22 protein-coding genes, 1 tRNA gene and 1 riboswitch are annotated in these 23,961 nt (G+C 68.6%); of the genes, 13 read left to right on the forward strand and 10 right to left on the reverse strand.

Annotated elements, in window-relative coordinates; translation table 11 throughout:
* Positions 1 to 23 precede the first annotated feature (23 nt).
* Positions 24 to 133: riboswitch (TPP riboswitch) on the reverse strand.
* Between the two features lie 106 nt (positions 134 to 239).
* Positions 240 to 1,769, reverse strand: a complete 1,530-nt coding sequence (locus tag L8H00_RS14545) for an amidase (protein WP_242098026.1) — start codon at positions 1,767 to 1,769, stop codon at positions 240 to 242.
* Positions 1,770 to 1,953: 184 nt separating this feature from the next.
* On the opposite strand from L8H00_RS14545, the gene L8H00_RS14550 reads away from it, so the two are divergent.
* The 6 genes from L8H00_RS14550 to L8H00_RS14575 all read left to right on the forward strand — a co-directional run bounded on the left by L8H00_RS14550 (position 1,954) and on the right by L8H00_RS14575 (position 6,963).
* On the forward strand, positions 1,954 to 2,271 hold the full coding sequence (locus tag L8H00_RS14550; RefSeq protein WP_242098027.1) for a hypothetical protein: 318 nt from the start codon (positions 1,954 to 1,956) through the stop codon (positions 2,269 to 2,271).
* 195 nt (positions 2,272 to 2,466) lie between these two features.
* Positions 2,467 to 2,724, forward strand: a complete 258-nt coding sequence (locus L8H00_RS14555; RefSeq protein ID WP_242098028.1) for a hypothetical protein — start codon at positions 2,467 to 2,469, stop codon at positions 2,722 to 2,724.
* Positions 2,725 to 2,926: 202 nt separating this feature from the next.
* Positions 2,927 to 3,463, forward strand: coding sequence for a phosphatase PAP2 family protein (locus tag L8H00_RS14560; RefSeq protein WP_242098029.1), 537 nt, complete (start codon positions 2,927 to 2,929; stop codon positions 3,461 to 3,463).
* Between the two features lie 59 nt (positions 3,464 to 3,522).
* Positions 3,523 to 5,370 (forward strand): sodium:proton antiporter, encoded by a 1,848-nt coding sequence (locus L8H00_RS14565; RefSeq protein WP_242098030.1) that lies wholly within the window; start codon positions 3,523 to 3,525, stop codon positions 5,368 to 5,370.
* Between the two features lie 75 nt (positions 5,371 to 5,445).
* The gene (locus tag L8H00_RS14570) at positions 5,446 to 6,219 is read left to right on the forward strand and encodes an SDR family oxidoreductase (RefSeq protein WP_242098031.1); all 774 of its coding nucleotides are present in this window, start codon (positions 5,446 to 5,448) and stop codon (positions 6,217 to 6,219) included.
* A 54-nt stretch (positions 6,220 to 6,273) separates the two neighbouring features.
* Positions 6,274 to 6,963, forward strand: coding sequence for a DUF6445 family protein (locus L8H00_RS14575; protein WP_242098032.1), 690 nt, complete (start codon positions 6,274 to 6,276; stop codon positions 6,961 to 6,963).
* Between the two features lie 36 nt (positions 6,964 to 6,999).
* Here L8H00_RS14575 and L8H00_RS14580 read toward each other — a convergent pair whose 3' ends face one another.
* A complete protein-coding gene (locus L8H00_RS14580; RefSeq protein WP_242098033.1) occupies positions 7,000 to 7,980 on the reverse strand; it encodes a LacI family DNA-binding transcriptional regulator in 981 nt (326 codons plus the stop codon).
* 211 nt (positions 7,981 to 8,191) lie between these two features.
* Between L8H00_RS14580 and L8H00_RS14585 the strand changes: the two genes are divergently transcribed.
* The 3 genes from L8H00_RS14585 to L8H00_RS14595 all read left to right on the forward strand — a co-directional run bounded on the left by L8H00_RS14585 (position 8,192) and on the right by L8H00_RS14595 (position 14,403).
* Positions 8,192 to 10,819, forward strand: a complete 2,628-nt coding sequence (locus L8H00_RS14585) for a TonB-dependent receptor (RefSeq protein WP_242098034.1) — start codon at positions 8,192 to 8,194, stop codon at positions 10,817 to 10,819.
* A 69-nt stretch (positions 10,820 to 10,888) separates the two neighbouring features.
* Positions 10,889 to 12,919 (forward strand): hypothetical protein, encoded by a 2,031-nt coding sequence (locus tag L8H00_RS14590; RefSeq protein ID WP_242098035.1) that lies wholly within the window; start codon positions 10,889 to 10,891, stop codon positions 12,917 to 12,919.
* Positions 12,916 to 14,403 (forward strand): tryptophan halogenase family protein, encoded by a 1,488-nt coding sequence (locus tag L8H00_RS14595; RefSeq protein WP_242098036.1) that lies wholly within the window; start codon positions 12,916 to 12,918, stop codon positions 14,401 to 14,403. The genes L8H00_RS14590 and L8H00_RS14595 overlap by 4 nt, the downstream gene beginning before the upstream one ends.
* A 95-nt stretch (positions 14,404 to 14,498) precedes the next feature.
* Here the strand turns inward: L8H00_RS14595 and L8H00_RS14600 are convergent.
* Both L8H00_RS14600 and L8H00_RS14605 read right to left on the reverse strand, forming a co-directional pair.
* Positions 14,499 to 14,573: transfer RNA gene (locus L8H00_RS14600), tRNA-Val, on the reverse strand.
* A 46-nt stretch (positions 14,574 to 14,619) separates the two neighbouring features.
* Positions 14,620 to 14,997, reverse strand: coding sequence for a response regulator (locus tag L8H00_RS14605; protein ID WP_242098037.1), 378 nt, complete (start codon positions 14,995 to 14,997; stop codon positions 14,620 to 14,622).
* Between the two features lie 154 nt (positions 14,998 to 15,151).
* On the opposite strand from L8H00_RS14605, the gene L8H00_RS14610 reads away from it, so the two are divergent.
* Positions 15,152 to 15,991, forward strand: coding sequence for an N-formylglutamate amidohydrolase (locus L8H00_RS14610; protein WP_242098038.1), 840 nt, complete (start codon positions 15,152 to 15,154; stop codon positions 15,989 to 15,991).
* 232 nt (positions 15,992 to 16,223) lie between these two features.
* Here L8H00_RS14610 and L8H00_RS14615 read toward each other — a convergent pair whose 3' ends face one another.
* On the reverse strand, positions 16,224 to 16,991 hold the full coding sequence (locus L8H00_RS14615; RefSeq protein ID WP_242098039.1) for a SapC family protein: 768 nt from the start codon (positions 16,989 to 16,991) through the stop codon (positions 16,224 to 16,226).
* A gap of 55 nt (positions 16,992 to 17,046) precedes the next feature.
* Entirely contained in the window at positions 17,047 to 18,495 is a 1,449-nt protein-coding gene (locus L8H00_RS14620) for an FAD-binding oxidoreductase (RefSeq protein ID WP_242098040.1), read from the reverse strand.
* 64 nt (positions 18,496 to 18,559) lie between these two features.
* Between L8H00_RS14620 and L8H00_RS14625 the strand changes: the two genes are divergently transcribed.
* The 3 genes from L8H00_RS14625 (at position 18,560) to L8H00_RS14635 (ending at position 21,163) form a co-directional block, all read left to right on the forward strand.
* Positions 18,560 to 19,021, forward strand: a complete 462-nt coding sequence (locus L8H00_RS14625; RefSeq protein WP_242098041.1) for a hypothetical protein — start codon at positions 18,560 to 18,562, stop codon at positions 19,019 to 19,021.
* A gap of 120 nt (positions 19,022 to 19,141) precedes the next feature.
* Positions 19,142 to 20,578, forward strand: coding sequence for a DEAD/DEAH box helicase (locus tag L8H00_RS14630; protein WP_242098042.1), 1,437 nt, complete (start codon positions 19,142 to 19,144; stop codon positions 20,576 to 20,578).
* Between the two features lie 66 nt (positions 20,579 to 20,644).
* Positions 20,645 to 21,163, forward strand: coding sequence for a thioredoxin family protein (locus L8H00_RS14635; protein ID WP_242098043.1), 519 nt, complete (start codon positions 20,645 to 20,647; stop codon positions 21,161 to 21,163).
* Between the two features lie 55 nt (positions 21,164 to 21,218).
* Here the strand turns inward: L8H00_RS14635 and L8H00_RS14640 are convergent, their stop codons facing one another.
* The 4 genes from L8H00_RS14640 to L8H00_RS14655 all read right to left on the reverse strand — a co-directional run bounded on the left by L8H00_RS14640 (position 21,219) and on the right by L8H00_RS14655 (position 23,959).
* Positions 21,219 to 21,830: a glutathione S-transferase family protein gene (locus L8H00_RS14640; protein WP_242098044.1), complete on the reverse strand. Its 612-nt coding sequence runs from the start codon at positions 21,828 to 21,830 to the stop codon at positions 21,219 to 21,221.
* Positions 21,830 to 22,699, reverse strand: coding sequence for a dienelactone hydrolase family protein (locus tag L8H00_RS14645; RefSeq protein ID WP_242098045.1), 870 nt, complete (start codon positions 22,697 to 22,699; stop codon positions 21,830 to 21,832). Before L8H00_RS14645 ends, L8H00_RS14640 begins: the two co-directional genes overlap by 1 nt.
* A 93-nt stretch (positions 22,700 to 22,792) precedes the next feature.
* The gene (locus L8H00_RS14650) at positions 22,793 to 23,473 is read right to left on the reverse strand and encodes a DUF1013 domain-containing protein (RefSeq protein ID WP_242098046.1); all 681 of its coding nucleotides are present in this window, start codon (positions 23,471 to 23,473) and stop codon (positions 22,793 to 22,795) included.
* A gap of 159 nt (positions 23,474 to 23,632) precedes the next feature.
* Positions 23,633 to 23,959, reverse strand: coding sequence for a GIY-YIG nuclease family protein (locus L8H00_RS14655; RefSeq protein WP_242098047.1), 327 nt, complete (start codon positions 23,957 to 23,959; stop codon positions 23,633 to 23,635).
* Between the last annotated feature and the right edge of the window lie 2 nt (positions 23,960 to 23,961).

The following is a 23,961-nucleotide window of genomic DNA, read 5'->3' on the forward strand; positions in this document are numbered from 1 at the left end:
CCACTCCACATGGAGGGACAACGGAAGAGACCGCCAACCCTCCCTACGCCGGTATCACCCGGATCAGGTTCAGCGGGTCATGGGCTGCTGCCCACCTCTCAGCCGCGCGTCAGCGGCCCCCCGGGGAGGGGATCGTCTAGGGCGTTCGCTGCCATGTGCATACTGTTATCGCGCGGCGGCCGCATGGAACCACGAACGCCATTCGGTCCCGCAGCTCCCGATCGTGGCTTAGACGACGCTCACCGAACGGAGACAGGGGTTGGCGTGGCGGGGTGGAGCGGTGCCAGCAACGGCGCCGTCGCCGCGTCGCCTTCTACCGACGGGGCGAAGGTCGGCGCGAGACGCGCGCCCGACGCCTGTTCATAGGCATAGCCATAGCCGAGCAGCCGCGCCTCGCTCCACGCCGGGCCGACGAACGACAGGCCGATCGGCAACCCGCGCACCGCACCCATCGGCACCGTCAGGTGCGGATAGCCCGCCACCGCGGCGAGATCGGCGGGGCCGCTGCCGGCGACTTGATCGCCATTCACCACGTCGATCTTCCAGGCGGGCGGCATCGTCGGCGCCATGAGCGCGGTCACGCCGTTGGCAGCGAGCAGCGCGTCGATCCCGTCGCGCCCCGCGAGCCGCAGCGACAGCGCGCGTGCCGCGCGGTAGGCGGGGTCGCTCAGCCCCTTGGTCGCCTGCGCCTTTTCGAAACTGTCCTGCCCGAACAACGCCAGTTCGCGCGGGTTGGCGCGGTTGAACGCGATCAGATCGGCCAGGGTGCGCGACGGGACGGTCGCGGGCGTGGTCGCGAGATAGGCGTTCAGATCGACCTTCAGTTCGGTCAGCAGCACCGCGAGTTCGGCGGGTCCGATCCGTTCGCGATCCTTGGGTGCGGCGACGTCGACCAGCGTCGCGCCCTGGGCACGCAGGACATCGAGCGCGCGTGCGAACACCGCCTCGACCGCCGGGGACCATGGTCCCACGAACCGCATCACGCCGATCCGCACCCCCTTCAACGCATCGGGCCTGAGCGCGGCGGCATAGTCGCCGCGATGCGCATCGGCCTCGGCGGTCGCCCCGTCGGCCGGGTCGGTGCCGGCGATCGCCTGCAGCACCAGCGCGGCGGTGCGCACGTCCTTCGTCATCGGGCCCGGCGTATCCTGGCTGTGGCTGATCGGCACGACATGCGTGCGGCTGACGAGGCCGACCGTGGGCTTGAGGCCGACGATGCCGTTCACCGAGGCCGGACAGGTGATCGATCCGTCCGTTTCGGTGCCGATCGCGGCGTCGGTGAGCCCCGCCGCCACCGCCGCGCCGCTGCCCGATGATGATCCGCAGGGATCGCGATCGAGCGCATGGGGATTGCGCGTCTGGCCGCCGACCGCGCTCCAACCCGAGATGGATGCCGACGAGCGCATGTTCGCCCATTCCGACAGATTGGTCTTCCCCAGGATCACCGCGCCCGAGGCGCGAAGGCGCGCCACCAGCGGCGCGTCGCGGCCGGTGACGTTGCCGAGCAGCGCCATGCTGCCGGCGGTGGTGGGAAGCGGCCCCGTCGTTTCGATATTGTCCTTGATGAGGATGGGCATCCCGAACAGCGCACCCCGCGCCGCCCGGCTCCGATCGAGCGCACGCGCTTGGGCGATGGCGGTCGGATCGAGCGCGATCACGGCGTGGATCGCCGGATCGACCCGCCGCACGCGCGCGATCGCGGCCTTGGTCGCGGCCTCGGCGGATGGCGGAGCCGCCGCCATCGAAAGAACGAACGCCATTGCGATCATAAACCGATCTCCCTTCGCGCAGGATGCAAAGCATTGCGGCTGCGGTCAATCTCGTATGGGGAATGGCTGCAAGGCGATGGGCGAACGCAGGATCACGCTTCACCGCGTGAACCGATGCTGCAAGCCGCGTTCCCGGCGCGTTCAGCCTCGCGGCCCTATCACGTTCCTTCTAAGGAGAGACGACATGAAGATTGCCACTCGAGTTGCCGCCGCGATGCTGGGACTTGGTCTGATGACGGGCGCCGCACAGGCCCAGTCGGTCGATCAACGTCACTATGACCAGCAGCACCGCATCGATCGCGGCATCCGCAACGGAACGCTGACCCCGCGCGAGGCCGCGCGCGTCGAACATCAGCAGCGTTCGATCGACCGGCAGGAAGCGCATATGCGCTATCGCGACGGTGGGCGCCTCACGCGCTACGATCGGGCCCGTATCCAGCAGCGCGAGAACCGCGCGAGCCGGCACATCTACCGCGCCAAGCACAATGATCGCGGCTATTGATCGACCGGGGCGGCAGCGATGCCGCCCCGCTTCTTTGCGATCGCGTTGCCGGTTAGGGCACGTACACGCCCGTTCGCCGGTCGCCTGAAAGCGCCAGGTCGCCTTGCAGGGCGGCCACATGACGGACGGTCCAGTCGCATTCGGCGGAACGGAAATGGCCGTCTCGCTGTTGCCCTTTCATAAAGGGAGGGACGCTTGATGCATCTGTTGGACGCCGGGGTCGGAGAGGACGTGCATCTTCCATGGGCGACGGAGCCCAGCGCGCTGGGCTCGAATGAATGCGCCTGGTGCGGTCGAGCGATCTATCTGCCCGCGGTGCCGTGCTCGACCCTCCCGGTCGCAGGACTGGAACGCATGAAGACGATGCCGGGCCAGGGACGGCGTTGCCAATTCGAACTCGGCACCCGTGCACCGGAAATTCTCGCGGAGGCGGGCATCGCCCCGATCGATTAGCCACTGTCGACAGGAGCGTCGCGCCGATCGGAGCCGGCATATGCTGGTCGGCCATCGGCCTGACATCGCGCGATCATGCAGGGACCCAACGCGCCGCCTCGGCGGTTCCTGCCAGATGACACCAACACAGTTGCTCTCCCGGCTCGCGCAGGCGGACGGCGAAATTTCCGATCGCTTGAACCGTCAGCGGGACACGTGGCCGATGCGCGTGATCGGTGCGGTCAGTGACATCGGCGACCAACCGCAGATGCGGCTGATCTGCGCCGCCACCATGACGGCCGGCGCCATCCGGCGCGATGGCCGTCTTTTCAGGACCGGCGTGAAGATGCTGGCCGCACACACCATGGCCACCTGGGGCAAGAGCGGCGTCAAGGCCGTGATCGACCGCACCCGGCCCGACAGCGGCGACGATCCCGCCGTCCGAACCGGCGACAGCGACGATCATGAGGAAACGGCGTTCCCCTCCGGCCACAGCGCGGGCGCGATCGCCGTCGCGCAAGCCTTTGCGCGAAGCTATCCCCAGCATGCCATGGCCGCACGGACCGCGGCCATGGCCGTCGCCGCCGCCCAGGTGCCGCGGGGCACGCATTATGTCGGTGACGTGCTCGCGGGAACGCTGATCGGCGTGGCGGCCGAACATTTCAACGATGCCGTGCGCGCGCATCTGCCGCGCGAAGGATCGGATACGCCACGCGATAACCGTGGAAACAGGATCGCGCGGCTGGCGCCGACCGGGTGAACCGCTACAGCCATCGGCCATGGCCTTGTTGCCGCACGCGAATCTGAAGGCCGCCCCGCATGGAAGACACGATCCTGCTCCTGATCGTCGGCGTGGCGGTCGCCGGCGTGTTCGGCCAGTGGCTCGGCTGGCGGCTGAGGCTGCCGGCGATCATCCCGCTCTTGGTGATCGGTGCGATCGCGGGTCCGATCGCGGGCGTGGTGAAGCCATCCGTGGCATTGGGCGAGGTCATGCGCCCGGCGATCGGCATGGCGGTGGCGATCATCGTCTTCGAAGGCGGGCTGAACCTCAATTTGCGCGAGCTTCGCTCGGCCGGATCGGGCGTCCTCCGCCTGGTTGCGGTCGCGTTGCCGCTCAACTGGGTGTTCGGGACACTCGCGACGCATTTCGTCGCGGGGCTGAGCTGGCCCGTGGCGATCCTGGTGGGTGCCATCCTCGTCGTCACCGGACCGACCGTCATCATGCCGCTGCTGCGGCAGGCCAAGCTCGAACCTAGGCCGGCGTCCTTCCTGAAATGGGAGGCGATCGTGAACGATCCGATCGGCGCCACCGTCACGCTGCTGGTGCTGAGCTTCCTGACGCTGTCGACGACGATGAGCACGGGGGACGCGCTGCTGCGGCTGACGTGGCGCACGCTGGTGGGCGGTGGCGTGGCGGCGACCCTGGGGCTGATCGTGCCGTTCGGCATCCGCACGCTGTTCCGCCGCGACCTGGCGCCGGAATATCTGAAAACGCCGATCCTGCTGGCCGGCGCGCTCGGCGTGTACGCGGCCGGCGAAGCGGTGCAGCCCGAGACGGGCCTGGTCGGCGCGACGCTGTTCGGCGTGGTGCTGGCCAATATCGACGTCACCGGCCTGCAGGAACTGCGCCGCTTCAAGGAATCGCTCACCGTCTTCCTCGTCTCCGGCCTGTTCATCCTGCTGACCGCCAATATCGACCGGCAGACCGTGACGATGCTGAGCTGGCCGATCGCGGCGACGACGCTGGCGATCCTGTTCGTCGCGCGGCCGCTGGCGATCGGTCTTGCGACGATCGGGGCGAAGGTGACCTGGGCCGAACGGCTGCTGGTCGGCTGGATCGGGCCGCGCGGCGTGGTCGCCGCCGCGATCGCGGGCGTCGCGGGGGAAAGACTGGCCAATGCCGGCTATCCCGATGCCCGACTGGTGCTGCCGCTCGTCTTCGCGGTGATCGCATCGACGGTGGTGCTGCACGGCCTCACGCTCGCGCCGCTGGCACGCCGCCTGGGCCTCGCCTCGGGCGGGCGCAGCGGGCTGCTGATCGTCGGCGCCTCCGCCTTCACGGTGGCGCTCGGCGAGGCGTTGCGCGGCGCGGGCGTTCCCGTGCTGATGCTCGACCGCTCCGCCCTCGCGCTCAAGGCCGCGCGGCTGGCGGGGCTGCAGACGATGCGGGTCGAGGTGCTGTCGGTGCTTGGCGAGGAGGTGGTCGATCTGCGCGACTACGAGCATCTGCTCGCGGCCACGCCCGACGACGCGTATAACGGACTGGTCTGCACCCGTTTCGCCAGCGAGTTCGGCCGCGAGCGCGTCTATCAGACCGCACCGGACGAAAGCTCCGGCCGCAACGCCGCCTCGCGCGAATGGCGCGGCAAGATCGCGGTCGACGCCGATCTGGGCCACCAGCGACTGTCGGACCTGATGCAGGAGGGCGCGGCCTTCGTCGTCGAGCCGGTTGCGGAGGGCGTGCCGATCAAGGCATCGCGGGAGCCGAGTTGGCCCGTCGCGCTGGTCAGCGCCACCGGCGCCTTTTCGCTGTTCAGCCCCGAGCACGACGACGCGCCGGCGCCCGGCGACCTGATCGTGCGCCTGTTCCAGCCCGCGCTCGCCCCCGCGCCGGTTCGCGCCCCGCGCCGACGGTTCCGCCTGCCGGGTCGACGCGCCACGGCGTGAACGTCCGCGCCGATGAACGATCCGGCGCCGCGATCATTGACGCGGACGATCCTCTTCCAGTCTGGAGCACATCCCATGAAGACCAGCGGCAACACCATCCTGATGACGGGCGGCGGCAGCGGCATCGGCGAAGCCCTCGCCCACCGCTTCCATGATCGGGGCGACACCGTCATCATCGCCGGGCGCCGCCGGGATGCACTCGATCGCGCGGCGGCGGGGCGCGATCGCATCCACCCGGTCACCCTGGACGTCGAGGATGCCGCGGCCGTCACGGCGTTCGCGAAGCAGATCATCGCCGATTTCCCGGCGCTCAACGTGCTGTTCAACAATGCCGGCATCATGAAGTTCGAAGACCTGACCGCGCCCCGCGATCTCGCCGACGCCGAGGCGACGCTGGCGATCAACATCCTGGGGCCGATCCGGCTGACCGACGCGCTGATCGGTCATCTGACGCAGCAGCCCGACGCCGCGATCGTCACCGTCACCTCGGGCCTCGCCCATGTCCCGCTGGTTGCCGCGCCGACCTATTCGGCCAGCAAGGCGGCGGTGCATTCCTATACCGTGTCCTTGCGCACGCAACTCGCGGGCAAGGTGGAGGTGATCGAGGTGGCGCCGCCCGGCGTTCAGACGGACCTGACGCCGGGTCAGGCGCGACGCCCCGGCTATATGCCGCTGCAGGCCTTTGCCGACGCGGTCGCGGCGCAGTTCGCGCAGCAGCCGACCCCGCGCGAGATCCTGGTCGACGAGGTCCAGTTCCTGCGCCAGGCCGAACGCGAAGGCCGGTTCGACGAAACGCTGAAGACGCTGACGGAACGCGCCGCGCAGCAACGCGCGGCAGGCGGCGAATAGGCGGGCCGTCCGCGCCTCTGTAAAGACATGCACGAACGAGGGAGAGCGGCAAGCATGGTCCAGGCGACGCAGCACGCCATCGGCACGGGCGGCCATGGCGTGCTCGTGCTCGACGGAGTGGACGAGTCGATCCCGGCGGTGGTGGAGACCGCCGCCGCGCTCGCGCCGTTTCCGCCGGCGCGCGGGGTCGCCTATCCGGGCTTGCGCCGCACGATCACGCCCGGCGACCGCGATGCCGTCGCTTATGCGCAGCGCACCCTGCGCACCGTCGTGCCAGCGATCAACGCCGCCTTCGGCCTGAACGGGTTCGACCTGCTCGACGCGAGCTTCTCGCTGGTGACGGCGCCGCCGGACAGCCTGATCCCGATGCAGCGATCCCCGCATTTCGATTCGGTCGATCCGGATTATCTGGCATTGCTCCACTATGTCGGTGGCACGGAGGGGTCGGGTACGGGCTTCTACCGACAGCGCGCCACCGGGATCGAACGCGTGTCGGCGAGCAACGTCGCGCAATTCGTCGCGAGGGCGGCGCAGGATGCGGAAGCGGCGCAGGGCTATGTCGCCGGCTCGAACGCGTGGTTCGAACAGATCGGGTTCGTGGAGGCGGTGCCCAATCGCCTGGTCGTCTATCGCGGCAGCCTGCTTCATTCGGGTATCATCCCGGCGGACATGCGATTCAGCGCCAACCCGCGCGACGGCCGGCTGACCGCCAACTTCTTCGTGCGCGGCCGGCCGGCCCGCTGATCGGATCAGTCGCGGACGATCGCGCGCCCCGGACGTTCAGGTCTCGCGGACGATCATCCGGGTCGGCAGCACCGCCGATCGGGCCGTCGCGCGATCGACCATCTGCATCAGCTTTTCCACCAGGATCGCACCGGCGATGTCGGTCTGCTGCTCGATCGTGGTGATCGCCGGGGTGAAATGCGCGGACGGGGGAATATTGTTATAGCCCACCAGCGCGTAATCGTCGGGGGTCAGGTGGCCGGCCTCGCGGAACGCGCTGATGACCGCCATCGCCGCGGTGTCCGAAAAGGTGAACACCGCGTCCGGCCGGGGATGATGGGCGATGTGATGCACGGCGCGTTCGTAGGTGAGCGAATAGGCCATCGAATCGAGCCGCAGCTCGTCGATGACGATGCCGTCGGCACCCTCCGCCGCCGCGCGCAACCCCGCCGCGCGCAGGGCGATTTCCGGATGGTCGGTGTTGCCGACGAATAGCCAGCGCCGCTTGCCCATCGCGCGAAACCGCTCTCCGGCGAGGCGGCCGCCCAGCAGATTGTCGCTGCCGACCGCGCAATAGGGGGTGTTCGGCTCCACCGCGCCCCAGACCACGAAGGGAATCGCCGCCCGCGCGAGATCGCGCAGCAGCGCGCCGCGCGCGCCCTGCCCGAGGAGGATGAAGCCATCGGCCGCGCGCGAGCGGTACAGGTCCACGAAATCGGCCACCTCCACCAAACCCGGCGGAGACAGCAGCAGGTCCTGCCGCCGGACCGACAGCGCCTCCGATATGCCCGCCAGCAGTTCGAACACGAACGGATCGCCGATCGCGCCCGACCGATGCGATCCGAAATCGAGCACCACTGCGATCGAATGCGCCCGCGCCTGACGAAGCCGCTGCGCATTGCGGTTGACCGCATAGCCATTGGCACGCGCGATCTGCAGCACGTGATCGCGCGTCTTGGCGGAAACGAGCGGGCTGTCGTTCAGCACGCGCGAAACGGTCGGCTTGGAGACGTTCGCCAGGCGCGCGATATCGTCCATCGTCAGTGCCTCGCCGGCCGGCGTTTTCCCTGGCCGTGGCGGCGTTTGCGGAAGTTCCATGACGCATGTTCTACGGATCGCTCTCCGCACCGGCAAGCAGCGCCTGCGAGGCGTATTGAAATCGGTTTCACAAATCGATATTGCGCGATCAACCGTGCTGTAGAGACACGCCAAAGGGAGGACGACGATGAGGAAATTACACGATCTTTGCGTGGCACGGGCCGAGGCTGCAGCGCCGGTGCGCCGCATGACCGCCGCGCTCAAGGCATCGCTGCTGCTGGGCGGCGCACTCGTCGGCACCGCGGCGTTCGCGCAGACCACGCCCGTCGATCCGGCCGGGCAGCAGGGCGCCGGCGAGGTGAACGCCACCCAGCCCGCGACGTCCTCGGCCACCGACGACGCGTCGCCGCAGAACGACATCATCGTCACCGGCAACACCTCGGGCAAGCGCACGCTGTTCGACAGCTCGTCCAACGTCACGCTCGCCACCGCTGCGGACATCCTGCGCAAGGCGCCACGCTCGACCGCGGAGACGCTCGAACTGGTGCCGGGCATCTTCGTCGAGGCGACCGCGGGTCCGATCTCGAACAATTATTCGGTCCGCGGCCTGCGCGGCGGCGCGCAGACCTTCATCACGCTCGAGGAGGACGGCATGCCGATCCTCTACGGCGGCGGCGGCGCGGACTTCTACTTCCAGCAGGACATCACGACCGCCCGTCTCGAAGCGGTCGAGGGCGGCACGTCGGGCGTGCTCGCCCCCAACGGCGCCGGCGCGACGATCAACTTCATCTCGCTGAAACCCAGCTACGACAAGGCGGTTGCCTCGGCCCGCTTCACCGGCGCGACCTATGGCGACCTGCGCGCCGACGGCTATTTCTCCGCGCCGATCACCGACAGCCTGGCGTTCAGCGTGGGCGGGTACATCCAGTCGCAAAAGGGCGTTCGCAGCACGCCGTTCTCGTTCAACGGCTACAACTTCAAGGCGATTCTCGAAAAGAAGTTCGATGACGGCGGTACGATCCGACTGACCTACAAGCGCATCGACCAGAGCAATCCTTATTATGCCGACATGCCGTTCCAGGTGGGCAGCAACGGCGACATCAACAGCATCCGCGGACTGGACCTGAAGACGGGCGACGTCGGCGGCCGTTACTTCTCGCAATTTCTCGTGCCCGACAGCCCTGCCACCGGAAACGCGCTCCGCACCTTCAGCTCCAATCTGGGCATCAAGGTAAAGGCGAACACCTATCGGATCGACATCGACAAGCCGGTGTCGCAGGCGGTCAGCCTGTTCGCGCACCTGCGCTATCTCGACGGCTCCTATGATTTCAACGGCATCTTCCCCGGATCGGGTGCCGGCACGGCAGGGCTGACATCGGCGGTCAACTATCTCAATCCCAACACCTCGCCGCTGGCGTCGGTGTCGGTCGGCGGCGTGCCCTATTTCTCGGCGGCGGCGGCGGTCTTCCCAAGCGCGACGCAATATGGCCTGCGCGACATCCGCACCGGGGCCGTGATCCCGGCGAGCGCGACCGGAACGCTCAACGGGCTGAACGGCAACGGCCTGCTCCAGCAGACCGTGCTCAATCACCAATATCTCTCGACCAAGGATTTCGGCGCCAATTTTGGCGGCAAATGGGATGTGACGAGCGGCGCGATCAACAACTCGCTGACCGTCGGCGGCATGTACTACAACGTCCGCCGCAACAACGACCAGTCCGCGACCGCGACCGTCATCAACGACGTGACGAACAACTCGCACGTCTACGACCTGGTCGCGCTGAACGGCCAGAATCAAGTGCTGGGCTCGCTGACCAACAACGGCGTGGTCAACTATGGCAATTGGGGTCAGGGCCTGTTCCACGACGAGGTGAACTCGATCGCGGGCTATTTCAACGACGAGCTTCGCGTCGGCGACAATCTGCACATCGATTTCGGCGCGCGCTACGAGCATGAGCATGTCGGCGTGCACATCGGCAACACCGCACTGGTGAACGCCGCGGTGCCGGTCGGAACGCCGGGTATCGTGCGCGACGTCGGCAGCACGTTCGACGGCACCTACAGCTACCAGGCCGCCAGCTACAACAAGCTCGCCTATACCGGCGGCATCAACTACACGCTCACGCGGCATTTCTCGGTCTATGTCCGCGGTGCTTATGGTTTCCAGACGAACGGCGGCGACACCGGCGGGACTCACAAGCCGACCGCACTCACGCTGTACGAGGGCGGCGTGCGCTACAATTCGGCGCTGCTCAACGCCTCGGTGATCGGCTTCCGCACCGAAATCAACGATCTGTCGTACCAGATCATCAATCCCAACAACCCCGCGATCTCGACCAATGCGGTGGCGAACAGCCGGACGAACGGCGTACAGGTCGATGCCGACATCAAGCCGGTGTCGTTCTTCAGCCTGAACGTGATCGGCGTGTATCAGGATCCGAAGCTCACCAATCTGGTGTTCGACGCGCCGATCGCCGGCACCTATGACGGCAACACGCCCGAGCGCACGCCCAAGAAGCTGCTGACGGTGACGCCATCGTTCATCCTGCCGAACGGGTTGGGCGAGATCTATGGCCGGTGGAAATATATCGGCAAGATCTTCGCCGATGCCGGCAACGGCATCTCGCTGCCCGATTACAGCGTGTTCTCGGTCGGCGCGAATTTCAACCTGACCTCGCGCGTCGGGATCAACGTCAGCGTCGACAACCTGACCGACACCAAGGGCTTTACCGAGGGCAATCCGCGCCAGGGGCAGACGCAGTCGATCGTCGGCGGCTATTTCTACGGTCGCGCGATCTATGGCCGCAACGCGGTCGTCAGCGCGACCATCAAGCTGTAAAACCCGGACGGTGGCCGGATCGAGCCCGGCCATCGTCCGTCGACAGACCCTGTCCGCCGAGGAGAATCGATGCGCGCCCATATCGTTTGCGGGGGATTGTCGGCTCTCCTGCTCTGCGTGGTGGCACCGGCCGCGGTGCCGGCCGCCGCGCCGTTCGCGTTTCAGGAGGGGCTGAACCTCAACAGCTTCGTCCGGTCGGGCGATGTCGCGGCGCATGTCGTGCTGCGGTCCGGCGATCATCCGCGTGTGATCGTCGCCTTTCCCGCGGGGAACAGCGGCGTGGGGCTCTGGTTTGACGGGGTGCGCGGTGCACCCGCCTGGACGATGCCCGCGCCCGCCCGGCCCGTAAGCGAACGCGACGCGCGCGGCCGGCCGCTGAACGGCGTGACGTTCCGCGCCGACATCGCCGCCGCCCGGCTCGTCCCCAAACAGGCGGTGCTCTCCAGCATCCGCGTGCTGCGCGATTACCAGGCGCTCGGCACCTCGCCCGCCGAAGTGCTGACCGATCCGATGACGGGCGCGGACACGATCAGCTGGTCGCGCGACCGGCTCGATGGCGCGGCGGGCTATCGCCTCGTCGTCAAGATACTGCATGGCCGTATCGTCGGCGGTGCGATCGAAGCGGCGGCGGATGGCCGTATCGGCCTGGAGATCACCGCGCTCACCGGCGAGCCGCCGCTGACGCCCCTCGCCGAAGCCGATCTGCTCGGCCCCGCCGCCAACGCCGATCCGGCCGCGCGCCGGGCGCTCGCCTTCCTCAGCTATCGCGAGAAGTTCCTGGCGGGATCCTGGCGGTTCGACACCTATTTCGGTCGCGACACGCTGATGTCGGTCCGACTGCTGATGCCCGCGCTGCAACCGGCGGCAGTCGAGACGGGGCTGCGCTCCGTTCTCGAGCGGCTGTCGCCCACGGGCCAGGTCGCGCATGAAGAGGATATCGGCGAGTTCGCCATTCTCGATCACCGCAAGCGCGGCGAGCCCACCTCGGCCAAGCCCGTGTACGATTACCGGATGATCGACGGCGACTTCCTCCTCGCGCCAGTCGCGCGCGCATGGCTGCTCGACGATCCGCGCGGACGGCAGCGGGCGGCCGCGTTCCTGCGAGAGTCCGGCGCCGGGGCCGCGCTGGTGCGCAACCTGCGCTTCGTCGCGACGCGAACCGCCGCGTTTGCCGGGGCACCCGTCGCCGCCAACCTGATCGGGCTCAAGCCCGGCATGGATGCGGGGGAATGGCGCGACAGCAACGACGGCCTGGGCGGCGGCCGATATCCCTATGACGTCAACGCGATCCTCGCCCCCGCGGCGCTCGATGCGGCGGCCGCGCTGTACGAGGCGGGGCTGCTCGCACCCTATGTCTCGCCCGCCGACCGACCGGCGTTCGCCGGCCTGGTCGCGCGTGCCGCCGCCTGGCGCGCCCAGGCCGCCCCGATGTTCGCGGTGACCATCCCCGCCGATCAGGCACGGCAGGCGGTTGCGGCCTATGCCGCCAAGGCCGGCGTGCCCGCAGCGGACGCACTGCGCGCGCTGAACGGGCAGCCCGTCCGTTTCAACGCGATCGCGCTCGACGCCGCCGGCCGGCCCATCCCGATCGAGCATTCGGACGAAGGTTTCGCGCTCCTGTTCGGCCGTCCCGATGCGGCCGCGCTCGACACCGCTGCCGCCACGCTCGGGCGCCCCTTTCCCGCCGGGCTGCTCACCGGCGCCGGGCTGCTCGTCGCCAACCCCGTATTCGCAAACCCGGCGCTCCAGGCGAAGTTCGGGCCCGGCGCCTATCACGGCACGGTGATCTGGTCGTGGCATCAGGCGCTTGCCGCCGCCGGGCTGGCGCGTCAGCTCGCGCGCAACGATCTCGCCCCGGAAACGCGCACCGCACTGCGCACCACGCAGGCCTGTCTCTGGCGCGCAATCGCGGCAACGCGCAGCGTTCAGAGTTCCGAACTCTGGTCGTGGCGGTTCGACGCCGGGCGCTACCGCATCGCCCCGTTCGGCGCGAGTGGGCAGGATGCGGACGAATCGAACGCGGCGCAGCTCTGGAGCACCGTCTATCTCGCGCTGCGGGCGCCGGCCGCCGATCCCACGGCGGATTGCCCGGGAACGTGAGCACGGCCGGCGTCCGCGAGGTCGTCATCCTGGGCGGCGGCACCGCCGGATGGATGACGGCCGCGGCGCTGGTGCGCGCGCTCGAAGGATCGGGGCGCCGCGTGACGCTCGTGGAGTCCGACGCGATCGGCACCGTGGGCGTCGGCGAAGCGACGATCCCGACGATCCACTGGTTCAACCAGATCGTCGGGCTGGACGAGGCGGAGTTCCTCCGCGAGACCAAGGCGACCTACAAGCTCGGCATCGAATTCGCCGGCTGGAACGGCCCGGGCAGCGCCTATTTCCACCCGTTCGGCACCTTCGGGCCGCCGGGCGACGGCGTGATGTTCCTCCACCGGCTGATCCGCGGGCGGCTGGACGGGCTCGACATCGCCACCGAAGACGTGTCGCTCACCGCCCGTGCGGCGCGGACCGCCCGCTTCGCCAAGCCCGTCGCCGATCCGCGTTCGCTGCTGTCGACCCTGGGTTACGCCTATCATTTCGATGCCGGTCTCTACGCGCGTTACCTGCGCCGCCACGCCGAGGCGCGCGGGGTGACGCGGATCGAGGGCAAGGTCGCCACGGTCGAGCAGCATCCCGAAACCGGTTGCATCACCGCGCTGACGACCGAGGCCGGTGCGCGGATCGCCGGCGACCTGTTCATCGATTGCTCGGGTTTTCGCGGGCTGCTGATCGAGGAGACGCTGGGCGCCGGTTATGACGACTGGTCGCAATGGCTGCCCTGCGACCGCGCCTGGGCGGCGCCCGGCGCGGCCGAGGCCGCGGTGATCCCCTATACCCGCGCGACCGCAGCGGAGGCCGGATGGCGCTGGCGCATTCCGCTCCAGCACCGTACCGGCAACGGCTATGTCTTCGCCAGCCGTTTCCAGGACGAGGACGCCGCGCGGGCCTCGCTGCTGGCGGCGCTGCCCACGCCGCCGCTCGCCGATCCGCGGTTGATCCGTTTCACGCCCGGCCGCCGCCGCCGGGCCTGGGTGAAGAATGTCGTGGCAATTGGTCTGTCGAGCGGGTTCCTCGAGCCGCTCGAATCGACCAGCATCCACCTGATCCAGAGCGGCATCGCCAAGCTGCTCGCGCTCTTCCCACGAAACGGCGACGATGCGCTGCTGGCCGAACAATATGACCGCGTGCTCGCGCAGGAGATGCGCGATATCCGGGATTTCCTGATCCTGCATTACCGGCAGACTGCCGGGCGCGGCGAACCGCTGTGGCGCTATTGCCGCGCGATGCCGATCCCGGAGACGCTCGCCTACCGGATCGATCAGTTCCGGCGATCGGGACGGATCATGCTGTCGAGCGACGACCTGTTCCGCGACGCGAGCTGGTTCGCCGTGCTGGATGGCCAAGGCGTGGTGCCCACCGATTACAACCCGATGATCGAAGCGGCGGGCGCGGAGGACAATCGCGGCTACCTGAACGCGCTACGCAAAGCGATCGCGGACGCCTGCGCGAAATTGCCGACGCTGGCCTCGCAGTCCGGCTGACCCAGCAGGCGCCGTCGGTAGCGGTCACGCAGCCCGGCCCAAAGCATCGCCAGATAAGGAAAAGCCCCGCCATCCCAGTGCGATGGCGGGGCTTTTGGTGGGCGTGGCAAGGATTGAACTTGCGACCCCTGCGATGTCAACACAGTGCTCTACCACTGAGCTACACGCCCGTGAGGAAGCGGCGTCTAGCGGGGGTTTCCCGCCAGCGCAAGCGGTTCAGTTGCGGCTCGTCGCCGAACCGGGCTCGAACAGCCGGTCCACCTCCATGACGAGGTCGCGCAGGTGGAAGGGTTTGGAGAGGACGCGGGCGTTGGGCATCGCGCGGCCCGCCTTCAGCGTCACCGCGGCGAACCCGGTGATGAACATGACGCGCAGGTTCGGGCGCATCTCGCCCGCACGCTGCGCCAGTTCGATTCCGTCCATCTCGGGCATCACGATATCGGTGAGCAGCAGGTCGAAGGTCTCGGCTTCGAGCAGCGGGATCGCCGCGGTGCCGCGGTCCACCGCGCGAACGGCATAGCCCGATCGCTCCAGCGCGCGCGTCAGATATTCGCGCATGACCTGGTCGTCCTCGGCCAGCAGGATTCGGTACATGGATCGCCCCTTGGATGAAGCCCGGTCGATACCGCGCAGGGTGTTAAAAGTCTGTTCGAAAACGCGCATCGGGCGCACTTGTCGGGCGATAGGCCGCATGGACGCGCCCCGGGGACATTGCAGCGGCCCACACGTGCGCCTAGCCTGACGCCGGATGGCATCGTTCGCGCATTTCGGCCCCTGGCCCCCTGCGAGCCCCGTCATCCTGTCCGTGCCGCATGCCGGGCGCGATTACCCGCAGGCGTTGCGATCGGCGTTGCGCGTGCCCCTGGCGGCGCTGTTGCCGCTGGAGGATCGCTTCGTGGATCGGGTCGCGAGCGCAGCGCGGGGGTTGCGCACGATGCTGGTGCAGACCGCACCCCGCGCCTGGATCGATCTCAACCGCAGCGAGGACGAACGCGATCCGCGCGTGGACGAGGGCGCGCGGCCGACCGCGCTGCCGATCGCCTCGCCCAAGCTGCGCAGCGGTCTGGGCCTGGTGCCGCGCCGCGCGAGCGGCACCGCGGAATTGTGGCGCCGGCGGTTCACCGAAGCCGAGATCGCGGCGCGCATCGCGGAGGATCACCGCCCCTATCACGCCGCGCTCACGCGGGCGCTGGCGGCGGCGCACACGCGGTTCGGCGTGGCGGTGCTGCTCGACGTGCATTCGATGCCGCCGCTGGGCGGGGCGAGCCCCCCGCGGATCGTCATCGGCGATCGCTTCGGCCGGTCGGCGGCGTCGCGCTTCGTCGCCCGGATCGAGGCGGAGGCGGCGAACGCCGACATCCCCGCCGCTCTCAACAGCCCCTATGCCGGCGCGCATATCCTCGACATGCACGGCCGGCCCGCGGACGGCATCCATGCGGTGCAACTGGAGATCGACCGGTCGTCCTATCTGGGCGCGCGACTCGACCAGCCCGGCCCCGGTCTGCCGGCCACCGTCGCGCTGCTGGCCCGGATCATCGCCGCGCTGGAGGACGAGGCCCTGGCGCCGCTCGCCCAGGCGGCGGAATAGCGCGCCCTTCAGCCCCCTGCGCTTGCGGACCGCGAAAGATCGTAGGACTTAAAAAAACCGCCCCGCGCATGAAGCGCGAGGCGGCCAAGGTTCAGGGAGGAGACACGCTGAAAGCGCGTCATACGGCGGCGCGAAAGGGGGGGACACGTCGCCGTACGAGTGGGATATAGGCCCCCTTTTTCGGGGTTCAACCCGAAAATGGGGGCCTGTCGCTTTTTTCAGGAAAGCCGCATCAGAACGACAGTTGCGGCTGCGGCTGCTTGCCGAGCATCGTCTGGCGCGCGAAGATCTCGCGCATCAGCGCCAGCGAGAAGAGATGCGCATAGACGAGGGGCAGCAGCCCCGACTGGGTGATCTTGCGGAGCTGATCGCCGCGCAGCGCCATCAGCTTTTCCTCGTTCACCATCTGGAACCCGCGATAGAGGAAGGGCTGTGCCGCACCGTCGGGCTGGATCGTCACCTCGCCCTCCATCAGCAGATCCAGATCGCGCAGCTCCTTCATGAAGTTCTGCGTGCGCGCGCCGGCCTGTTCGAAGGTTTCGTTGAAGGCGAGGATATCCTTGGTCACCTGGCTCGGCTGGCCATCCTCGAACAGCGGCTGGCCGTCCTCGAACGCGCCGATCGTGTCGGTGGTCGGATCGAAGCACAGCGACAGTTCCTGCGCATCGGGGCGCAGGCGTGCGAGCATATAGGGATAGCGCCGGATATAGGCGGGGATGTAGAGATTTTCCTCGGACAGCTTGCCCTCGTCGTCGACGAAGACGTTGACGCCCTCGTTCAGCCCCATCAGCGCGAGCGGGATGGCATCGTCGCCCACCGAGAACACGATCGGCATGTGCCGCTGGACGAGCTGGAACTCGTCGGTCGTGATCGGCACCGCGTGCTGGCCGACCAGGAAGGGCGCGGTCGGCTGGGCGCGGATGCGCCAGTCGGCATGGGTTTCGCTCGAAAGCGGCTCCAGGCCGTTGTAGAAAAGCGGAAGCTGAGCGGCGCTGGCCATGGGATCTCCAATCGGGTTGCCGACGGTGTTCGCTCCCGCCGATTGGGAGGGCGCTCTATGGCGTAGGCGCGGCCCGTGCAAGCACGGGCGCGACGAGCTTGCCCGGATTGAGGAGGCCCTGCGGATCGAACGCGGCCTTCACCGCGCGCAACGCGGCCATCCGCGCCGGCGACGACAGCCGCGCGAGTTCGCCCAGCTTCATCTGCCCGATGCCGTGTTCGGCGGAGATCGATCCGCCCGCCGCCACGACGAGATCGTGCACGAAGCGGGTGATGCCCGGCGCATCCTCGGCATACCAGCGGACGGGATCGACGCCGGCCGGCGCGCGGACGTGGAAGTGCACGTTGCCGTCGCCCAGGTGACCGAAGCCGCTGGCATGCGTGCCGGGAAAACGGGCATCGCACGCGCTGGCGGCATCGATCATGAAATCGGGCATCGCCTCCACCGGTACGGAAATGTCGTGCTGGACGGCGGGCCCCTGCGCGCGCTCCGCATCCGACAGCGAATCGCGCAGCCGCCAGAAGGCCTGCGCCTGCGCCTCGCTCGCCGCAACGATCGCGTCGGCGGCATTGCCGGCCTCCAGCGCCTCGCCCAGCAGCGTCTCGAGCAGCTGGGCGGGATCGCCCTGCCCCTCGCCCGCGGTCGCCTCGATCAGCACGTGCCAGGGATGGCGCCCCGCGAGCGGCGGCTGCGCCGACAGATGCGCCAGCGCCGCGCGCAGCGATTCCTCGGGCAACAACTCGAAACTTTCCAGTGCGTCGGTCCGCGCCTCCAGCCGGCGCAGCAAGGCGAGTGCGGCATGCGGACTGGCGACGCCAGCCCAACCGACGGCGCGCGCCGCGACCGCGGGCACGATCCGCAGCGTGGCGGCGGTGACGATGCCCAGCGTCCCCTCCGCCCCCACCAGGAGCTGCGTGAGGTCATAGCCGCGATTGTCCTTGCGCAGCGCCGCCAGCCCGTCGTGCACCGATCCATCGGGCAGCACCGCCTCCACGCCGGCCACCAACCCGCGCATCGTACCGAAGCGCAGCACCTGCGTTCCGCCCGCATTGGTCGAGACGAGGCCACCGATCGTCGCGGTTCCCCGCGCGCCGAGCGTGAGCGGGAAACGGCGCCCCGCCGCCAGCGCGGCATCGTTCAGGTCCGACAGGATCACGCCCGCTTCCGCCACCGCCAGGCCGCTTGCCGGATCGAGGCGGCGGATGCGGTTCATCCGCCGCAGCGACAGGATCAGCGCCGATCCGTCGGGAGGCGGGGTCGCGCCGCCCACCATCGAACTGTTGCCACCCTGCGGCACCAGCGCCACGCCGTGATGCGCCGCCGCCGCGACGATCGCCGCCACCTCCGCGGTCGATTCCGGCGCGAGCAAGGCGGGCGCGGCACCGCGGAAACGCTTGCGCCAGTCGACCAGCCAGGGTGCGATCGCGTCCGGATCGGTGACGATCGACCGGGGCGACAGCCGAGGCGCGAGATCCTCGATCATGGCGGCCTGATCCCGGTTCATGACGCGGGCGCTACGCCCAATTCATCGGACGTTCAATGATTTCGCCTAACCAGCGGGTATCGACATGCCGCAGTCCGCGATTCCCTCTTTGCTTGCGCTGCTCGCCGCCACCACGGCCGCGGATTCGCGCATGCCGCAGCCGCCGCCCCAGCCCGGCCTCCGCATCCAGCAGATGACCATCCACGAACGGATCATCATCCGGGTGCCGCGCGTCGATGCGGGGGCGCCCTACACCCCCGTCCCACTCGCCGCCTGGAAGGAGAAGAAGGGGCCGAAATGCCTGATACCCGGCCATTTCGCGGGCGCGATGATCTCGGGGCCGGGGATCGTGGACATCATGCTCGACGACGGCCGCCGGATGCGCGCGAAGCTCGACCGCGATTGCCGGCCGCTCGATTACTATCCCGGCTTCTACATCAAGCCCGGTATCGACGGGCAGGTGTGCGCCGATCGTGACAGCATCCGCGTGCGATCGGGCGCAAGCTGCGGAATCGACAGCTTCAAGCTGCTGAAAGCGAAGCGCTGAGCGGCATCCCCGTCCTCTTTCCTTGACATTTCGCCCCAAATCCGCGAGCCGACGGCGGTTGGCGGATGCGCATGTGCTCCTGCCGCGTGGCCTTCCCGGCCCATTGCCTCGGATGCTTGCATGACCTTTGCCGATCTCGGCCTTTCCGACGAACTGCTGAAGGCGGTGAACGATTCCGGCTATACGGAGCCGACGCCGATCCAGGCGGCCGCGATCCCGCCGGTGCTGATGATGAAGGACATCATCGGCATCGCGCAGACGGGCACCGGCAAGACCGCGAGCTTCGTGCTGCCGATGATCGACATTCTGGCGCATGGCCGCAGCCGCGCACGGATGCCGCGCAGCCTGATCCTCGAGCCGACGCGGGAACTCGCCGCGCAGGTGGCCGAGAATTTCGAGAAATACGGCAAGAACCACAAGCTTTCGATGGCGCTGCTGATCGGCGGCGTGTCGATGGGCGACCAGCTCGCCGCGCTAGAAAAGGGCGTCGACGTGCTGATCGCGACGCCCGGGCGGCTGATGGACCTGTTCGGGCGTGGCAAGATCCTGCTCAACGGCTGCTCGCTTCTGGTGATCGACGAGGCGGACCGGATGCTCGACATGGGGTTCATCCCCGATATCGAGGAGATCTGCACCAAGCTGCCCAAGCAGCGCCAGACCTTGCTGTTTTCGGCGACGATGCCGGCACCGATCAAGAAGCTGGCCGACAAGTTCCTCGACAATCCGAAGCGGATCGAGGTGGCGCGCCCTGCCTCCACCAACACCAACATCACCCAGTATCTCGTCCCCGTCGCCTCGCAATCCGCCAAGCGCGAGACGCTGCGCCGCATCCTGGCGCAGGAGGAGGTGACCAACGCGATCATCTTCTGCAACCGCAAGACGACGGTGCGCGAGCTGAACAAGGTGCTGAAACAGGCCGGCCTGAAATCGGGCGAGATCCATGGCGACATGGAACAGCGCGAGCGGCTCGCCGAACTGGAATTGTTCAAGACCGGGGCCGTGAACGTGCTCGTCGCCTCCGACGTCGCCGCGCGCGGGCTGGACATCAAGGGCGTGAGCACCGTCTTCAACTATGACGCGCCGTGGCATCCGGACGATTATGTCCACCGCATCGGCCGCACCGGCCGCGCGGGCGCCACCGGCACCGCCTATACCTTCGTCACGCCCGAGGATGCCGAGAACATCCAGAATATCGAGAAGCTGACCGGCCAGACGATCCAGCGGCTCGAAACGCCGAAGACCGCCGACGCCGCGGCCCCGGCCGAGGAAGTCCGCGCCCCCCGCCGCGAACGCAGCCGCCCCCTTCGCGAGAGCGAGGCACCGCAGACCGAGGCATTCCAGGCCGAGGCCGCGCCAGCACCCGAGCCACACGCCGAGCGCGCCCGCGCCGCGCGTCCTTCGCGCAGCGATCGCCCCACCCAGGCGGAGCCACGCGTCGAAAAGCCGCGCAAGGATCCGGCGCGCCGCACGAACCGCAACGACACCCGCGACGATGGTCCGGACGAGGGTTGGAACGGCCCCATCCCAGAATTCCTGCGTGCCGTGATAGGCGGTTGATCTTGCCATCGGCGACACGGGCTGGTGAATGATCGCGACGGCCCCGACCTTTCCAGGAGAATCCCGATGATCCGCGCCCTGACCCTCGGCCTCGCCGCCGCCGCGCTTGCCGTTTCCGCGGCGGACGCGCGCACCGTGGCCGCTCCGCATGTCGCCGCTCAGAATTTCGAGCAGCTGAGCAAGCCGCTCCCGTTGCCGTATAACGAGGGCGCGAACGCCGATGCCGGCGTCGCCGCCGCCAAGGCGCGCGCGCTGCGGGGGCACAAGCGCCTGCTGATCGATCTCGGCGGCAATTGGTGCCTCGACTGCCGGCTGCTGGCGGGCACGATGGAGTTGCCCGAGCTGCGCGCGTTCGTGGCGAAACATTATGAGGTGGTCACGGTGGATATCGGCCGGTTCGACAAGAACGGCCAGGTGCCCGCCGCCTACGGCATCACCGGCCGGCTGAAGGGCGTGCCCGCGGTGCTGATCGTCGATCCGCGTACCAACCGGCTGGTCAATGCCGGCCACGAAACCGCGCTCGCCGATGCGCGTTCGCTGTCGCCCCAGGCGCTGGCGGACTGGCTGGCGCAATGGGCGGCGTGATCCGCCCCGCCGCTCGCCCCGCACCCGCGGGATTGGCGGCCAGGCCGGACGGCGATCAGACCGCCGCCGGCATCAAGGCATCGTCCATCGCCGCGGCTCGCGCATAAGCCGGCCGCGCCGTCAGCCGATCGGCATAGGCGACCAGCGCCTCGCGCTTTGGCAAGCTGCCGAACTGCATCCCCCAGATCGCCTGCGCCCCCACATAGACGTCGGCCGCGGTGAAACGCGCGCCGGCGATGTAATCGCGCGCGCTCACCGCCTGCTCGAACACGCCGACCATCCGATCATACGTGCCGTAACCCGCCATCCGCTGCTGCTGCTCGGTCGGCACGACCCCGAGCGACCGGTTCGTCACCGCCGCCTCGATCGGACCCGCGGCGAAAAACAGCCAACGATAATAATCCGCGCGCTCGTCGGCGGTGGGCGCCAGGCCCGCCTCGGGAAAGGTCTCGGCCAGATAGACGCAGATCGCGGCGCCCTCGGTCACCACCTTGCCGTCATGGACGATGGCGGGCACCTTGCCCATCGGGTTGATCGCGAGATAATCGGGCGCCTTCATGCTGTCGGCATAGCCGAGCATCACCACATCGTACGGCGCGCCGACCTCCTCGAGCATCCAGCGCGCGATCCGACCGCGCGACATCGGGTTGGTGTAGAGCGTGAGCATCAGACCAGCGCCCGGTCGAACAGCGCCAGCATCCGGCCCCAGGCCCGATCGGCCTGCGCCGCATCGTACACATGGCTGTCAGGCGGGCACCAGCCGTGCATCGTGCCGGCATAGACCTCGACCTCGGCGGGCCGCCCGGCATCGGCGAAGGCGGTGCGCAGCACGTCCTTGTCGGTCGGCGCGCGGGCGTCGTCATTGGCGGCGATCGCGATCAGATAGGCGGCCCTGGTCTGCGGGATCAGCCGGTGCGGGCTGTCCGGCTTGTCGGTGACGAGGCCGCCGCCATGGAACGTCGCGCCCGCGCGGATCCGGCCGGGAATCGCCGCGGCGGTGCGCACCACCATCGGGCCGCCCATGCAATAGCCGGTGGTCGCCAGCCCGCGCCGCGTATCCACCTCCGGCTGTTTATCGAGAAAGCCAGTGAAGGCGATCGCGTCGCGCACCGTGCCCCCGGGGCTCAGCGCCTGCACGAACGGCATGATCTTCGCGCGCACCTCGGGCTGGTCGTAGGATCCGCCGGGCGCGAGGAACGGCGCTTTGGTCGACCGGTAGAACTGGTTGACCACCAGCACGGCATAGCCCGATTGCGCGAGCCGGTCCGCCATCTGCCGGAACGCGGGGCGGAGGCCCATGATGTCGGGCCAGATCAGCACGCCGGGATGACGGCCGCCGGCGGGCGAGACGAAATAGGCGTCGGCGGCGCCGTCGGGCGTGGCGATCCTCACGTCGCGCCCCGCCACCGGCTTCGCATCGGCGGGCACGGGCAGCAGCATCGCCAGCCCCGCCGCGCCCGTCATCGCCGCGAAGGTGCGGCGGGACACGTCACCCAGCGCCGTGGCATTATCCTGGACGGTATGTTCGTCGCACATGCGGCTCTCCTGCGAATCATCGTTCGCAGCAGGCTAGGCCCGATCGTGGACCGGGCCAACCATCCGTCGCACCGTGCGGGGCGCGCGCGGCGATCAATAGCGCTTGAACGGATCCTCGAACACCGTCTTCACCGGCAACACCCCGCCCTCGGCCACGAATTGCGCGTCCGCAGCGGCCTGGGTGCGCTCGGCGCGGAGCTGCTCGATCAGCGCCTCGCGGTCGCCCTCGAGCCGCGTGTCGGTCGGCGCCTCGATGCCCGCCGCCTTCGCCGCCTTCGCCACCGCGGCGTCGAGCTCGCGCTGCGTCGTCAGGCCCAGCGTCACCGGATCCTTGGGGGTGATGTTGGCAATGTTCCAGTGGCTGCGATCGCGGATCGCGGCGATCGTCGTGCGCGTCGTGCCGATCAGCAGGCCGATCGCGCCGTCGGTGATCTCGGGATGGTTGCGGATGATCCACGCGATGCCGTCCGGCTTGTCCTGCCGCTTGGAGACGGGCGTGTAGCGCGGCCCCTTGGTGCGGCGGACCTGCTCGGGGCCCTTCAGCATCTTCAGGCGATAGTTCGGATCGGCCGAGCCCTTGTCGATCTCCTCCTGCGTCACCTCGTGCGCGCGGATCGGATCGCGGCCGGTCAGCTTGGTCGCCGCGGTATCGTCGGCGATCGCCTGCACCTCGAGAATGTGCAGCCCGCAGAATTCGGCGATCTGCTCGAAGCTGAGCGCGGTATTGTCGACCATCCAGGAGGCGGTCGCATGGGGCATGAGCGGCTGGGCCACGGGCGAAACTCCCTAAAAACAGAAAGGGCCGCCCCTCTCGGAGCGGCCGTGCATGGCACCGGACTTAGTGCGTAGGGGGTGGAAGGGCAAGCGGGGTGATGGAGGCGGTGACGACAGCCGTTATTGCCGCGCGCGCCGCCATCCGGGCAGCCCCCACCGTCATCCCCGCGAAATCGGGGATCCCGCTTCTTCGGCTCCGCCGTTGATGACGGCAAACAGGTCGCGCCATTCGGGATTGGCTTTCTCGATCAACGCGATCTTCCATGCACGCCGCCACTTCTTCATCGCCTTTTCCCGCATGATCGCGTCGGTGATGCGCTCCGCCCGTTTGGCGGAGACGAGCCGCGTCAGATCATAGCGGCGGCAAAAATTCCGAGCCGGTTCGCGTGCCGTGCTGAAACGCCCGCCCACCATGTGGGCCGTCACGCCGATATAGATCGTGCCCGGATAGCGATCCGACATCATGTACGCCCAGCCTTCGCGCATCG

It is taken from the genome of Sphingomonas sp. CROZ-RG-20F-R02-07, assembly GCF_022662335.1.
Taxonomy (GTDB): Bacteria; Pseudomonadota; Alphaproteobacteria; order Sphingomonadales; family Sphingomonadaceae; genus Sphingomonas.